Origin of the sequence: Kitasatospora sp. NPDC090308 (assembly GCF_044769485.1) — a bacterium.
In the GTDB taxonomy this organism is placed as follows: Bacteria; Actinomycetota; Actinomycetes; order Streptomycetales; family Streptomycetaceae; genus Kitasatospora; species Kitasatospora fiedleri.
The window spans coordinates 111,416-125,322 of the sequence record NZ_JBIVXY010000001.1 but is presented as its reverse complement, the minus strand read 5'-3'; the positions used below and the strand labels follow the sequence as shown (position 1 = coordinate 125,322).

The 13,907-nt window shown below is 73.8% G+C and carries 13 protein-coding genes and 1 pseudogene; 6 read left to right on the top strand and 8 right to left on the bottom strand.

Annotated elements, in window-relative coordinates; all coding sequences use genetic code 11:
• Window positions 1–94: 94 nt before the first annotated feature.
• Window positions 95–640: a hypothetical protein gene (locus ACIQVD_RS00570; RefSeq protein WP_402285027.1), complete on the bottom strand. Its 546-nt coding sequence runs from the start codon at window positions 638–640 to the stop codon at window positions 95–97.
• Here ACIQVD_RS00570 and ACIQVD_RS00565 point away from each other — a divergent pair.
• On the top strand, window positions 633–1,340 hold the full coding sequence (locus ACIQVD_RS00565; RefSeq protein ID WP_400688823.1) for a glycoside hydrolase domain-containing protein: 708 nt from the start codon (window positions 633–635) through the stop codon (window positions 1,338–1,340). The two genes, ACIQVD_RS00570 and ACIQVD_RS00565, sit on opposite strands and share 8 nt — an antisense overlap.
• A 348-nt stretch (window positions 1,341–1,688) precedes the next feature.
• Here the strand turns inward: ACIQVD_RS00565 and ACIQVD_RS00560 are convergent.
• Window positions 1,689–1,835 (bottom strand): annotated as a pseudogene (locus ACIQVD_RS00560) (NUDIX domain-containing protein); the annotation flags it as partial.
• Window positions 1,836–1,923: 88 nt separating this feature from the next.
• Window positions 1,924–2,277, bottom strand: coding sequence for a VOC family protein (locus ACIQVD_RS00555; protein ID WP_402285025.1), 354 nt, complete (start codon window positions 2,275–2,277; stop codon window positions 1,924–1,926).
• A gap of 368 nt (window positions 2,278–2,645) precedes the next feature.
• Between ACIQVD_RS00555 and ACIQVD_RS00550 the strand changes: the two genes are divergently transcribed.
• Together ACIQVD_RS00550 and aroA are read left to right on the top strand one after the other, a co-directional pair.
• Window positions 2,646–4,262 carry an ABC-F family ATP-binding cassette domain-containing protein gene (locus ACIQVD_RS00550; RefSeq protein ID WP_402285023.1) on the top strand — a complete coding sequence of 539 codons (1,617 nt, stop codon included), beginning with the start codon at window positions 2,646–2,648 and terminating at the stop codon, window positions 4,260–4,262.
• A gap of 201 nt (window positions 4,263–4,463) precedes the next feature.
• Window positions 4,464–5,696 (top strand): 3-phosphoshikimate 1-carboxyvinyltransferase, encoded by a 1,233-nt coding sequence (gene aroA / locus ACIQVD_RS00545; protein ID WP_402285021.1) that lies wholly within the window; start codon window positions 4,464–4,466, stop codon window positions 5,694–5,696.
• Between the two features lie 31 nt (window positions 5,697–5,727).
• On the opposite strand, the gene ACIQVD_RS00540 is transcribed toward aroA, so the two are convergent.
• The 3 genes from ACIQVD_RS00540 to ACIQVD_RS00530 are packed head-to-tail and all read right to left on the bottom strand — an operon-like array spanning window position 5,728 to window position 8,905.
• Window positions 5,728–6,600, bottom strand: a complete 873-nt coding sequence (locus tag ACIQVD_RS00540) for a carbohydrate ABC transporter permease (RefSeq protein ID WP_402285019.1) — start codon at window positions 6,598–6,600, stop codon at window positions 5,728–5,730.
• Complete coding sequence (locus tag ACIQVD_RS00535; protein WP_400688834.1) at window positions 6,597–7,574, bottom strand: carbohydrate ABC transporter permease; 978 nt, start codon at window positions 7,572–7,574, stop codon at window positions 6,597–6,599. Before ACIQVD_RS00535 ends, ACIQVD_RS00540 begins: the two co-directional genes overlap by 4 nt.
• A gap of 32 nt (window positions 7,575–7,606) precedes the next feature.
• On the bottom strand, window positions 7,607–8,905 hold the full coding sequence (locus tag ACIQVD_RS00530; RefSeq protein ID WP_402285820.1) for a sugar ABC transporter substrate-binding protein: 1,299 nt from the start codon (window positions 8,903–8,905) through the stop codon (window positions 7,607–7,609).
• Between the two features lie 201 nt (window positions 8,906–9,106).
• On the opposite strand from ACIQVD_RS00530, the gene ACIQVD_RS00525 reads away from it, so the two are divergent.
• A complete protein-coding gene (locus tag ACIQVD_RS00525) occupies window positions 9,107–9,919 on the top strand; it encodes an IclR family transcriptional regulator (RefSeq protein WP_400688837.1) in 813 nt (270 codons plus the stop codon).
• Between the two features lie 19 nt (window positions 9,920–9,938).
• Here ACIQVD_RS00525 and ACIQVD_RS00520 read toward each other — a convergent pair whose 3' ends face one another.
• Both ACIQVD_RS00520 and ACIQVD_RS00515 read right to left on the bottom strand, forming a co-directional pair.
• The gene (locus ACIQVD_RS00520) at window positions 9,939–10,598 is read right to left on the bottom strand and encodes a Pr6Pr family membrane protein (protein WP_402285016.1); all 660 of its coding nucleotides are present in this window, start codon (window positions 10,596–10,598) and stop codon (window positions 9,939–9,941) included.
• Window positions 10,599–10,735: 137 nt separating this feature from the next.
• Window positions 10,736–11,476 carry a GNAT family N-acetyltransferase gene (locus ACIQVD_RS00515; protein WP_400688842.1) on the bottom strand — a complete coding sequence of 247 codons (741 nt, stop codon included), beginning with the start codon at window positions 11,474–11,476 and terminating at the stop codon, window positions 10,736–10,738.
• 112 nt (window positions 11,477–11,588) lie between these two features.
• Here ACIQVD_RS00515 and ACIQVD_RS00510 point away from each other — a divergent pair, with 112 nt between their 5' ends.
• Together ACIQVD_RS00510 and ACIQVD_RS00505 are read left to right on the top strand one after the other, a co-directional pair.
• Complete coding sequence (locus tag ACIQVD_RS00510; protein ID WP_400688845.1) at window positions 11,589–12,752, top strand: CaiB/BaiF CoA transferase family protein; 1,164 nt, start codon at window positions 11,589–11,591, stop codon at window positions 12,750–12,752.
• Between the two features lie 11 nt (window positions 12,753–12,763).
• On the top strand, window positions 12,764–13,906 hold the full coding sequence (locus ACIQVD_RS00505) for an acyl-CoA dehydrogenase family protein (RefSeq protein ID WP_400688848.1): 1,143 nt from the start codon (window positions 12,764–12,766) through the stop codon (window positions 13,904–13,906).
• Window position 13,907 lies beyond the last annotated feature (1 nt).

The following is a 13,907-nucleotide window of genomic DNA, read 5'->3' as shown; positions in this document are numbered from 1 at the left end:
GCGGGTTTCGAGGCGACCCCGGGGGCCTGGATCCCGAGGTGCGCGTCAGCTGTGAATCCTCTGCGGTCGGAGCGGGTTGGTATCTGACCGGCCATCAGGTCAAGAGTGCCCCAAAGAGCGGACACACCCGGACAAAGCTCACTGCTTCCCCCCAAGCTGGCTGGAACGAACCGCTCCCAGGGTGATATGCATACCGGCAGTCGCTCTCCGCGTCCCCGCGGACACTCCGCCCATGAGGAATCCCCGTGCCGAACACCCCCCTCCACCGGGGGCGCAGCACCGTGCTGTCCGCCGCCTGCCTGACCGCCGCTGCCGCCCTGGCGCTCAGTGCGTGCGCGAAGCCAGCTGACGATCCGCGCAGTGGGTCGGCCGGCGAGGCGGTCGGCGCAGTGCAGGCGGCTTCGCCGTCGGCGACCGACAGCCTCTCTGCCTCCGCATCGCCCTCGGCGTCCACCTCGGCTTCGGCGTCCGCCTCGGCTTCCGGGTCCGCGTCGGCCTCGGCCTCGGCCTCGGCCTCGGCTTCCGGGTCCGCGTCACCGTCCGGTTCGGCCGCCGCCTCGGCCTCGGCGCCCGGCGCCTCCAAGCCCGCCGCCGCGGCGGGCGGCGCACCGGCCGGTACCTCCAGCGGGAGCGTGTTCACCGGCCTGGCGTTCGACACCTGCACCGCCCCGCCGCTGGCCACCATGAACGCCTGGCGCGGCACCTCCCCCTACGGGGCGATCGCCGTCTACGTCGGCGGCAAGAACCGCGGCTGCGCGCAGCCGCAGCTGACCGCGTCCTGGGTGGGCGCGGTGGCCGGCTCGGGCTGGAAGCTGGTGCCGCTGTACGTCGGCGCGCAGCCGCCGTGCCAGACCGGCTCCAGCCCCGAGAAGATCACCGCCGACACCGCCGTCTCGCTCGGCGCGGCGGACGGCGCGGACGCGGTGGCCAAGGCGTCGGCGCTGGGCATGCGCGCCGGCAGCACGCTCTACCTGGACGTGGAGGCCTACAACACCGCCGACACGGCCTGCGCGGACGCGGTCCTCGCCTACACCCAGTCCTTCGACCGGGCGGTCAAGGCGCGCTCCTACCGGCCCGGTTTCTACGGATTCGCCTCCTCCAGCGCCGCCGGCATCGCCAGGGCCGCCGAAGCCGGCGCCGCCGACCTGCCCGAAGCCCTGTGGTACGCCAAGTACGACGGCGTCGCCGACACCACCGGCAGCTTCCCCTACAGCGGCGGCCTCTTCGGCGGACACCGCCGCGCCCACCAGTACCAGGTCAACCAGAAGGAGACCTACGGCGGCGTCACCCTGACCGTCGACCGCAACGCCTGGGACGCCCCCGTCGCCGTCACCGGCTGACCACCACCCGACACGGTGCCGCACCCGGCCCTCCTCCGCCGGAGGCCCGGGTGCGGTGCCGTACCGCACGATCCATTCCGGACGCTGCGTCGGCTCTCCGACCGCACGGGCGGCGGCACCTGCGGCACCTGCGGCACCTGCGGCGTCCCGGCCGTCGACCGGCATGACCGTGCGTTCCTTCCGGTGGGCGGTGCGGAGCGAGGCGAACCACGCCCGCTGCTCGACCTGAAGGAACGACAGCCACTGCTTCCGGGCCCGCCGCGCGAACGTGTCGTGCTCGGCACTCGGTCGCACCGGCGCTCCGGCCGGGACCGGTTCGGCCGCGAAGGCGAAGCCGATGACCCGCGGTCACCCTCCGGCCGCCGACCGGTGGCCCGCCGTCAGCGGCCGCAGTGCCTCGGCGGGCCGGAGCCCGGCCTCCTCGGCGAGCTCCCGCAGCGCGGTGGCGGGCGGACGCCCTCGCGGGAGGCACCGCCCTCCTGGTGCTCTTCCGCCGCCGCCGGGCCGCCGGCCGGCACGGCCGCACCCACCGCTGACCCCGGCGGCCCGGCGGGGCCCGACGCGCCGGCCGGGCCGCCCCGGCTCAGGCGGGCTGCCAGAGCTCGATCCGGTTGCCCTCCGGGTCGGTCACCCAGCCGAACCGGCCGACGCCCGGCATCTCCTGCACCTCCCCGGCCACCGCCACGCCCGCGGCGCGCAGTTGGGCCAGCATCGCGTCCAGGTCGCGGACCCGGACGTTCAGCATCACCTGCTGCGCGGGGGAGCCGAAGTAGTCGGTGCCGGACTCGAAGGCGGCGAACACCGTCGGGCCCGGGGCCTGCTCCCACCGGCCGTGCCCGTCGGCGGGCAGGCCCAGGACGTCGCGGTACCAGGCGGTCAGCGCCGCCGGGTCGGTGGCGCGCAGGAAGTACCCGCCGATGCCGAGGACTCGTTCCATGGCGCCCATCCTGGCAGCCGCCACCGACACTCGGGGGCGGGGGACCCGGGGGCCCGGGACTTAATTCCGTTGCGGCGGGCGCGCGGGGGTCCGTACCCTCGGAGGCGTCACATCCCCGCACGTCTGGAGAAGGCCGTTGCTCGTCTGAGGTCATGAGACACCGCGCCACGCCACACCCGTGTCCTTCCCGGGTCGATCGGCGTGCGGGCGCGCGTGCGACCTCGGCAGGGCGGCGATCCACTGCTCCCGTGCGGGTTCCCGGTTTCCCGTGACGGCTGCCCGTCTCCCCGTGCCGGTCCTCCTCGCACCCGCGTCCCCGGTGTCTCCCGTGTTGCTCCCCTTCCCACGGCAACCTCCAGGAGGCCCTCATGGCGCAACCCACCACCTCGATCCTCTGCACCGACCTCGGCTTCGAGTGGCCCGACGGCCGCCCGGTGCTGAGCGGTTTCCACCTCGCCGTCGGCCCCGGCCGCACCGGGCTGGTCGGCCTCAACGGGGCCGGCAAGTCCACGCTGCTGCGGCTGATCGCCGGGGAGCTCGCCCCCGCCGCCGGCACCGTCCGGGTCGCGGGCGAACTCGCCTACCTGCCACAGGACCTGACGGTCGTCGCCGGGCAGCGGGTCGACGAGACGCTCGGCATCCGGGCCAAGCGCGAGGCCCTGCACGCCATCGAGTCCGGAGACGTGGCCGAGCGCCACTTCACCACCATCGGCGACGACTGGGACGTCGAGGAGCGCGCCCGCGCCACCCTCGACCGCCTCGGCCTCGCCGGGCTCGACCTCGACCGCACCAGCGGCGAGCTCTCCGGCGGCCAGGCCGTCCTGCTGCACCTCGCCGCCCTGCTGCTGCGCCGCCCCGACGTCCTGCTGCTCGACGAGCCCACCAACAACCTGGACACCCATGCCCGGGCCCGGCTGTACGACGCGGTGGCCGCCTTCCCCGGCGTGCTGCTGCTGGTCAGCCACGACCGCGAGCTGCTGGAGCGGGTCGACCAGATCGCCGACCTGCGGGACGGCGAAGTCACCTGGTACGGCGGCAACTTCAGCGCCTACCAGGGGGCCCTGGAGACCGAGCAGGAGGCCGCCGAGCGCCTGGTCCGCAACGCCGAGGCCGACGTCAAGCGGCAGCGGCGGGATCTGGTCGAGGCCACCCAGCGGCTCGCCAAGTCCGCCGCCTACGGCAAGCAGCGCTCGGTGCGGCGCAACGACCCCAAGGCGCTGGCCGACAAGCTCCAGGGCAAGGGCGAGGAGACCGCCGGCCGCCTGCGCGGCATGCACACCGAACGGCTCAACGAGGCCAAGGAGCGGCTGGCCACCGCCGAGGAAGCGGTCCGGGACGACGCCGAGATCCGGATCGACCTGCCCCGCACCGCCGTCCCCGCCGGGCGCACCGTCCTCACCCTGGAGGGCGTCCGGCTGGCCCACGGCGGCGGCGGCCGGATCGACCTGGAGCTGCGCGGCCCCGAGCGGATCGCCCTGATCGGCCGCAACGGCTCCGGCAAGAGCACGCTGCTGCGCACCGTCGCCGGTGAACTCGCCCCCGCCGAGGGCATGGTCACCACCCCGGTCCAACTGCGCCACCTCCCCCAGCGCCTCGACCTGCTGGACGACGGGGCCACCGTCTTCCGGAACGTCAGGGCGCACGCCCCCGCCGCCACCGACAACGAGGTCCGGGCCCGGCTGGCCCGCTTCCTGTTCCGCGGCGCCCGCGCCGACCAGCCGGCCGGCACCCTCTCCGGCGGCGAGCGCTTCCGCGCCACCCTCGCCGCCCTGCTGCTCGCCGACCCGCCCCCGCAGCTCCTGCTGCTCGACGAGCCCACCAACAACCTCGACCTGGCCAGCGTCCGCCAGCTCACCCAGGCCCTGTCCGGCTACCGCGGCGCCCTGCTCGTCGCCAGCCACGACCACCCCTTCCTCCGGGAGATCGGCATCACCCGCTGGCTGGAGTGGGACGGGGGTGAGCTGCGCCCGACCGACCCGCGCTGACCCGTCGCCGTCCCGCCCGCCGTCCCGGTCCCATCGCCGTACCGGTCCCGGTCCCGTCGCCGCACCGGTCCCGGCCCCGTCCCGCCGTCCCGGCCCCGTCCGGCCGGGGTGTCCGCACCGTGGGACGAGTCGGCCCGGTCGGTGGACGGGAGGGCAGGATCGGGGCGGTCCTGTTGTCGCTGTCCCGCTGGAGTGTGCGCCGTGGCGCTGGTCGAGATCCCCGGTTCGAAGTCGGTCACGGCGCGTGCGCTGTTCCTGGCCGCGGCGGCGGACGGGGTGACCACCCTGGTGCGGCCGCTGGTGTCCGACGACACCGAGGGGTTCGCCGAGGGGCTGCGCGCGCTCGGGTACCGGGTGGAGCGCGACGAGCGGGAGTGGCGGATCACCGGGCGCCCGCAGGGGCCGGCGGCCGACGGGGCGAGGGTGTTCTGCCGGGACGGCGCGACCACCGCGCGCTTCCTGCCGACGCTGGCCGCCGCCGGGCACGGCACCTTCCACTTCGACGCGTCCGAGCAGATGCGCCGCCGCCCGCTCGGCCCGCTCACCACCGCGCTGCGCGACCTCGGCGTCGACCTGGAGCACCACGGCGCCGAGGGCCACCACCCGCTGAGCGTCCGGGCGGCGGGCGTCGAGGGCGGCGAGGTGGTGCTCGACGCCGGGCTGTCCTCGCAGTACCTGACGGCCCTGCTGCTGCTCGGCCCGCTCACCCGCACCGGCCTGCGGATCCGGGTCACCGACCTGGTCTCCGCGCCGTACGTCGAGATCACCCTGGCGATGATGCGCGGCTTCGGCGTCGAGGTGGCCCGCGCGGGGAACGTGTTCGAGGTGCCGCCGGGCGGCTACACCGCCGCCCGGTACCCGGTCGAGCCGGACGCCTCCACCGCCTCGTACTTCTTCGCCGCCGCCGCGCTGACCGGCCGCGAGGTGACCGTCCCCGGCCTGGGCCGCGACGCGCTCCAGGGCGACCTGCGCTTCGTCGAGGTGCTGGAGCGGCTCGGCGCGAAGGTCGAGATCGGGGCGGACGCCACCACCGTCACCGGCGGCACCCTCACCGGCGGCACCGTCCGCATGCGGGACATCTCCGACACCATGCCGACGCTGGCCGCCATCGCCCCGTTCGCCTCCGGCCCGATCCGGATCGAGGACGTCTACAACACCCGGATCAAGGAGTGCGACCGCCTCGACGCCTGCGCGGAGAACCTGCGCCGCCAGGGCATCGACGTCGCCACCGGCCGGGACTGGATCGAGATCCGCCCCGGCACCCCGGAGCCGGTCGAGATCGCCACCCGGGGCGACCACCGGATCGTGATGTCCTTCGCCGTCGCCGGGCTGCGCACCCCGGGCACGACCTTCGACGACCCGGGGTGCGTGCGCAAGACCTTCCCCGGCTTCCACGAGGCGTTCGCCGCCTGGGCGGCCCGGGCGGCGGACTGAGCCGCCCGGGGCGCTGATCCGTCGGAGCGGATCAGTCCTTCACCGCGCCGCCCAGCCCGGACACCATGTGCCGCTGGACCAGCACGAAGAAGACCAGCACCGGGACGGTCATCAGGGTCGAGGCGGCCATGATGCCGCCCCAGTCGTTCTCGTCCGGCTTGAAGAACACCATCAGCGCGGCCGGGAGCGTCTGGTGGTCGGTGTCCAGGATCAGCGTCTTGGCGAACACGAAGTCGTTCCACGCGGTGATGAAGGAGAACACGCTGGTCGCCGCCAGCCCGGGGGCGACCAGCGGGAACAGGATCCGCCACAGGATGGTGAACCGGCTCGCGCCGTCGATCCGGGCCGCCTCCTCCAGCGACTCGGGCACCGCGGCGACGAAGCCGCGCAGCATCCACACCGCGAACGGCAGCGAGAACGCCAGGTTCACCAGCATCAGCGAGCCCAGCGAGGAGAGGCCGAAGCCCGGCGCGACCGAGCCGATGTCGCGCACCAGGAAGAACAGCGGGATGGTCAGCGCCTCCACCGGCACCATCTGCGCCACCAGGAACATGATCAGGATGGTGGTCCGGAACCGGAACCTGAACCGGGACAGCGCCACCGCCGCCAGGAAGGCGATCGCGGCGGACACCACCACCACGACCACCGCCACCAGCATGCTGTTCACGAAGTACCGCCCGAACCCGGACACCCCCAGCGCGTTGCGGAAGTTCTCCAGCGTCGGCGCGAACGTCCACGGCCGCGGGTGCGCCGAGGTGATCTCGCCCTTCGGCTTCAACGCCGACAGCACCATCCAGTACAGCGGGAACACCGTCAGCAGGGCGAGCACCACGGCGGCCGCGTTGGCCCCCTGCCGCAGCACCCGGTTGTCGCGGCGCTTGATCGAGAAGGTCTTGCCGGTCACAGTTCCTCCCCGGAGCGGCGCAGGCTGCGGACGTAGACGGCGGTGACGGCCAGCAGGATGACGGTCATCAGGACGCCGATGGCCGCGCCGAGGCTGTAGTTCTCCGCGACGAAGGCCTTCTGGTAGGCGTAGACGTTGAGGACCAGGTTCTGGCCGGCGATGCCGCCGCCGCCGGTCATCACGTAGATCTGGGTGAAGACCTTGAAGTCCCAGATGATCGACTGGATCACCACGATCACCAGCAGCGGGCGCAGCATCGGCAGCATGATCTTGCGGAAGATCGTGGTGGTGCCGGCGCCGTCCAGGCGGGCGGCCTCCAGGACGGAGTCCGGGATGGCCTGGATGCCCGCGTAGAGGGTGATCATCACGAACGGGAAGCTGTGCCAGACCACGACCACGGCGACCATGGCGAAGGCCGACCACTTGTCGTACATCCAGTTGTGGCCCTGGGTGCCGAGGACTTCGTTGACCAGGCCGGAGTTGGTGTCCAGCAGGAACATCCACACCGTGGAGCCGGTCATCGCGGGGGCGGCCCAGGCGCCCAGGGCGCCGAACATCAGCATCAGCCGCGGCCACCGGCCGACCCGGGTCAGCAGCACCGCGCAGGTCGCGCCGACCGCCAGGGTGGCCAGGACGCAGAACGCGGCGAACGCCAGGGTCTGGGCGAGCACCGACCAGAACTGCGCGTCGCCCAGCACGTCGGCGTAGTTGGAGAGCCCGACGAACTCGGTCGGCACCCCGCCGGAGGCCTGCGGCTGGCCGAACCTGAGCACCGAGAGCAGGCCCAGCTGGTACAGCGGGTAGCCGAACAGCGGGATCAGCACCAGGGCGGCCGGCAGCAGCAGCCAGAGCGGGACGGGTGTCCGGGCCAGTGGCCCGGGGCGGCGGCGGGCCCCGGCGGGGGCGCCGCCCGCCGGGCGGAGCGGGGTGGGGTCCCCGTGGTCCGCCCGGGCGGTGACGGTCGTGGCAGGCATCGACAACTTCCGGTTCCTCTGCGGGCCGACGGCTACTTGCCGCTGAACGAGGTGTTCATCGCGGCGGCGGCCTCCTCGGTGGCGGCGGCCACGTCGGACTTGCCGGTGATGACCTTCTGCAGCATGGTCGGCACCACGTTCTGGGCGTCGATCCGGGCCCAGGCGGCGTCCTTCGGGACGAACTTGGTGCCCGCCTCGATGGTGTCGGTGAACGGCTTGAGCCACGGCTGCTTCTGCACCACCTCGGCGCGCGCGGAGGACAGCGTCGGCAGGTTGCCCATCGCGTCGAACAGCGCCAGCTGGTTCTTCTCGGAGGCCAGTTCCTTCATGAAGTCGACCGCCAGCGAACGGTGCTGGGTGGACTTCATGACGCCCAGGTCGTTGCCGCCGGAGAACGCCGGGGCGATCTTCCCGGCCGTGGTGCCCGGCAGCGGCACGATCGCGTACTTGCCGGCCGCCGCGCCCGCCTCCACCGCGCTGCGCGAGGAGTTCGGCAGGATCGCCATGCCGGCCTTGCCCGCCGCGAACGCCTCGACGGTCTTGCCGCCGGTCAGGTCGGCGCACTGCTGGGCCGGGCAGATCGCGTCCGTGAACAGGTCGGTGTACTGCTTCACGCCGGCCTGCGACTGCGCCGAGTCGATCGCCGAGGTGTACGCCGAGCCGCTCCGCGCCGCCAGGTCGCCGCCGTTGGCCCACACGAACGGCAGCGCGCCGAAGGTGTACTTGCCGCCGACCGCGATGCCCAGCAGGTCGCCGTGCGCGGCCCGGACCTTCTGCGCCGCCGACTTCAGCTCGTCGTACGTGGTCGGCGCCGACAGGCCCAGCTCGGTGAACACGTCGGTGCGGTAGTACAGCGCCCGCACGCCCAGCCACCAGGGCAGGCCGTACGTCTTGCCGTCGACCACGGCGGTGTCCTTCAGGTCCTGCGGCAGGTCCTTGCCCTCGGCCCAGTCCGCCAGGTCGGAGGTGATGTCGGCGAGGCCGCCCGAGGCGGTGTAGCCGAACAGGTCGGTGTTGCCGAACTCCACCACGTCCGGGGCCGAGGAGGGGTCGTTGAACGCGCCCTTCATCTTCTCGGCGCGCGGACCGGCGTCGGTCGGGATGTACGAGACCTCGACCTCGACGCCCGCGTGCTTGGCCTTGAAGTCGGCGACGGCCTGCGCCACCACCTGCTCCTTCGGAGCCCGGTTCGCCTCGTCGTACAGCCAGACCTTCACGGTGCCGGTCTGCTTGTCCTCCGAGGACGCGGTCTTCGCGGTGCCCGGCGCACAGGCCGTGGCCACGGTGCCGGCCAGCAGGGCAAGGGTGGCACCACGGGCCAGCTTCTTCATGCTCAACTCATCTCCTCGCCGCAGCGGGACGCACCTGCGCGCCCCGGGACGAACCGGGACATGCAGTGGGGGATCGGTGTGAGCGGGACGTTAGGAACTCGCCGGGCACGGCGACAAGAGCAGAGCGCGAAAGTTCTGCACTGCAAAACGATGTGCTGCGGAACTGGCACCGCGCCCGGGCGCGCCGTAGCGTCACACCCCATGACCAGCACCGCCGCCGAGAACCGGACCCCCGAGGGCCGGCCGGAACGCAACCAGTCCGCGTCGCTGCGCCGCGCCCTCGCGGTGCTCGAACACGTCCGGGACCACGCGGCGGCCGGCACCGACCTCAGCCTGACCGCGCTCGCCGACGGCCTGGAGATGTCCAAGTCCACCGTGCTGCGCCTCGCCGCCCCGCTGGTCGACGCCCAGCTCCTCGCCCGCGACCGCGACACCGGCCACTTCCGGCTCGGCCCCGGCGCCCTCCAGCTCGGCCAGGCGTACCTCGCCACCCTCGACCTGCGCACCGCCGCCTCCGAGGAGGCCCACCAGCTGATGCGCGAGGTCGGCGGCACCGTCCACCTGTGCGTCCCCGACGCGCCGTACGTGGTCTACGTCGACAAGGTCGAGAACGAGACCGCCGTCCGGATGGCCTCCCGGATCGGCAGCCGCGCCCCGATGTACTGCACCGCCGTCGGCAAGGCCATGCTCGCCTGGATGCCCGAGGACGCCTTCGCCACCGTCGTCGCCGACGGCCTCCCCGCCATCACCACCCGCACCCTCACCTCGGCCGCCGCCCTGCGCGCCGAACTCACCCGCATCCGCACCCGCGGCTACGCCGTCGACGACCGCGAGAACGAACCCGAGGTCCGCTGCATCGCCGCCCCGGTCTTCGACCACAACAACACCGTCATCGGCGCCATCTCCACCTCCGCCCTCACCTCCCGCATCACCGCCGCCCGCGCCCGCGAACTGGGCCCGGTCGTCGCCGCCACCGCCGCCCGCGTCTCGAAACGCATGGGCGCGACCCGCTGACGCGCGCCGCCGCGCGGGCTCAGACGGTGTCGGTGCCGGGCGCGGGGGCGGGCTCGCGGCGGAGCCTGGTGCCGAGGCGGTCGAGGCCGATGACGAGGGCGCCGAGGACGGCGAACTCGACGACGAGCTGGACCATCTGGAGGCCGACCCAGGCGTAGCCCTTCTCGGTGGGGTCGAGGAAGAAGTAGGGGTAGCGGACCGGGAAGTCGGGGAAGAGGACGGCCCGGGTCTCGGTGAGGACGGCGTAGCCGAGGGGGTAGGAGAGCCAGAGCGGGAGGTCGCGCCAGCGGGAGGCGTTGCGGGGGGAGAACACCAGCCACTCGACCAGCACCATGACCGGGGTGGTGTAGTGCAGGAAGAAGCTGGACCAGTGCTGGAGCCGGTCGGGGCCGGAGAGCAGGCCGGGGAGCGGGTTCTCGCCGTGGTTGAGCAGGACGTGCGCGACGATGCCGGTGATGGTGATGTACAGGACGGCGGCGCCGCGCAGGCGGGGGGCCGGGGCGTCGGCGGTGCCGCGCCGGGCCGTCCAGTAGACCGCGGCCAGGAAGTAGCCGAGCACGATCACGTTGCTCTGGATGGTGAAGTACACCAGGGAGCTGTTGCTGAGGAAGATCCCCAGGAACGCGGACAGGACGATGGCGCTGCGCCACCAGGCGGCGGGACGGGTCCAGACGGTCATGCGGTCACCGGACGTTCGTTTCGGTGGTGCCCCCCGTGGGCACGACAGATCGCCGCACTCTACCCGCCGGTTCCGCGGTCGGAAAAGATCACCGGTCGGGGCGGGTGCGGCGGTCGGGGACGGCCCGGCGGGAGCGGTCAGGGCGTGCGGAAGCCGCGGAAGACCACGTCGGCGCGGCGGGCGAAGCCGAGCCGTCCGTACAGGGCGAGCGCGCCGGTGTTGGCGGCGGCCACGTGCAGGAAGGGGCGTTCGCCGCGGGCGGTGATCCGGGCGGCGAGTTCGCCGACCAGGTGGGCGGCCAGGCCCCGGCCGCGGGCCCCGGGGGCGGTGCAGACGGCGGAGACCTCGGTGAAGCCGGGCGGGTGGAGGCGTTCGCCGGCCATGGCGAGCAGCGTGCCGTCCCGGTCGCGGACGCCCAGGTAGGTGCCGAGTTCGCGGGTGCGGGGCCGGAACGGGCCGGGGCGGGTGCGCTCCACCAGGTCGAGCATCTCGGGCACGTCGGCGGCGCCCAGCTCGACCGCCCGCAGACCGCCGGGCAGCGCCGGACGGACCTGCTCCACCTGCACCAACTGGTGGCCCTCCAGGACGAATTCGGGCTCCCAGTGGGCGGGCGGCAGGGCCGGGCAGCTGAACAGGTCGGCGAACTCGCCGGCCCCCAGCAGCCCGACCAGGTCGTCCCAGGCCCCCGGGCCGGGCCGCGCCCCGACGCTGCTGAAGCTCGCCACCTCGGGGTCGTACCGCACCGCCTCCCCGCACCGCCGCGCCAGGTGCGCGTGCGCCCCGCCCAGCGAGTGGCCCACGGGGTCGTCCAGTGCGGCGGTGTCGAGGTCGAGTTCACGCATGGGGTTCCGGCCCTCCCGGTCGATCGGTCCGTCCATGATCCCGCACCGCCGGGCGCGGCGGCCGGGCCGGGCTCTTGTTACCGGCCGGTCACGTCCCTATCATCGCCACTGTGACAGCTTCACTGTCAAACCTGGGAGGCGGTCGACGATGACCTCCGCAACACCCCCCGCGGCCTCCGCGGCACCCCCCTCCGGCCCCCTGGCGGGCGTCCGGGTGCTGGAGCTCGCGGGCATCGGTCCGGGCCCGTTCGCCGCGATGCTGCTCGCCGACCTGGGGGCGGACGTGGTGCGGGTCGACCGCCCCGGCGGGCAGACGCTCGGACCGGACCCGGCCCGGGACCTGACCAACCGCAACAAGCGCTCGGTGCTGGTCGACCTGAAGTCCGCCGGAGGCCCGGCCACCGTGCTGGCCCTCGCCGCCCGGGCCGACCTGCTGGTCGAGGGCTGGCGCCCCGGCGTGGCCGAGCGGCTCGGCATCGGCCCGCGGGACTGCCTGGCCCGCAACCCGGCGCTGGTGTACGGCCGGATGACCGGCTGGGGGCAGGACGGCCCGCTGGCGCAGCGCGCCGGGCACGACGTCACCTACCTGGCCACCTCCGGCCTGCTCGGCCTGATCGGCCCGGCGGACGGCCCCCCGGCGATCCCGGCGAACCTGCTGGGCGACTACGCGGGCGGTTCGCTCTACCTGGTGGTCGGCCTGCTCGCCGCGCTGCACCACGCCCGCGCCACCGGCACCGGCCAGGTGGTCGACGCCGCGATCGTGGACGGCGCCGCGCACCTGTCCACCATGCTCTGGGGCCTGCTGGACGCGGGCCTGTGGCAGGACCGCCGCGGCGTCAACCTGCTGGACGGCGGCGCCCCCTGGTACGGCACGTACGCGACCTCCGACGGCCGCTGGATGGCCGTCGGCCCGCTGGAGCCGCGCTTCTACGCCGAGTTCGCCCGCCTGCTGGAGCTGGACGCGGACCTCCCCGACCAGTACGACCTGGCCCGCTGGCCCGAGCTGCGCGCCGCCCTCGCCGCCCGCTTCGCCACCCGCACCCAGGCCGAGTGGACCGCCCGCTTCGAGGGCCACGACGCCTGCGTGGCCCCGGTGCTGACGCTCGGTGAGGCCGCCGCGCACCCGCACCTGGCCGCCCGCGGCAGCTACACCGAGCACGGCGGTACCCGCCAGCCCGCCCCCGCCCCGCGCTTCTCCGCCACCCCCGGCGCGCTGCGCACCCCGCCCGCCCGGCCCGGCGAGCACACCGCCGAGGTGGCCCGCGACTGGGCCGTCCCCGGCCTCGACCCCCCTGCCACGCAAGACTCCTGAAGGGAACGTCCGTGCAGCGCGAGCTCTACACCGAGGAGCACGAGGACTTCCGCACCACCGTCCGGGCCTTCCTGGCCCGGGAGGTCGTCCCGCACCACGCCCGCTGGGAGCGGCAGGGCGTCGTCGACCGCTCCGCCTGGCTGGCCGCCGGGAAGGCCGGGCTGCTCGGCCTGGCCGTGGACGAGCGCCACGGCGGCGGGGGCAGCCCGGACTTCCGGTTCGCCGCCGTGCTGGCCGAGGAGTTCGTCCGGGCCGGGGCCAGCGGCCTGGCCGTCGGCCTGCACAACGACATCATCGGCCCGTACCTGACCGGCCTGGCCACCGAGGAGCAGCAGGAGCGCTGGCTGCCCGGCTTCTGCTCCGGCGAGCTGGTCACCGCGATCGCGATGACCGAGCCCGACACCGGCTCCGACCTCCAGGCGATCCGCACCACCGCGGTGGACGCGGGCGACCACTACCTGCTCAACGGCGCGAAGACCTTCATCTCCAACGGCATCCTCGCCGACCTGGTCGTGGTGGTCGCCCGGACCACCGCCGAGGGCGGCGCGCACGGCCTGAGCCTGCTGGTGGTGGAACGCGGCATGCCGGGCTTCGAACGCGGCCGCAACCTCGACAAGATCGGCCAGAAGGCCCAGGACACCGCCGAGCTGTTCTTCCACGACGTGCGCGTCCCGAAGGCCAACCTGCTCGGCGAGGAGCACCAGGGCTTCCTGTACCTGATGCGCAACCTGGCCCAGGAGCGGCTGGCCATCGCGGTCGCCGCGATCGCCGCCGCCGAGCAGCTGCTGGAGGAGACCACGGCGTACGTGAAGCAGCGCACCGCGTTCGGCCGGCCGCTGGCCAAGCTCCAGCACGTCCGGTTCGAGATCGCCGAGCTGGCCACCGAGTGCGCCGTCACCCGGGCCTTCGTGGACCGCTGCGTGAGCGAGCACAACAGGTACGCGCTGACCCCGGTGGACGCCTCGATGGCCAAGTGGTGGGCCACCGAACTCCAGAAGCGCACCGCCGACCGCTGCCTGCAACTGCACGGCGGTTCCGGCTACATGAGCGACAGCGCGGTCGCCCGGGCGTTCACCGACGGGCGCGTCCAGACCATCTACGGCGGCACCACGGAGATCATGAAGGAGATCATCGGCCGCTCGCTGCTCGCCTGAC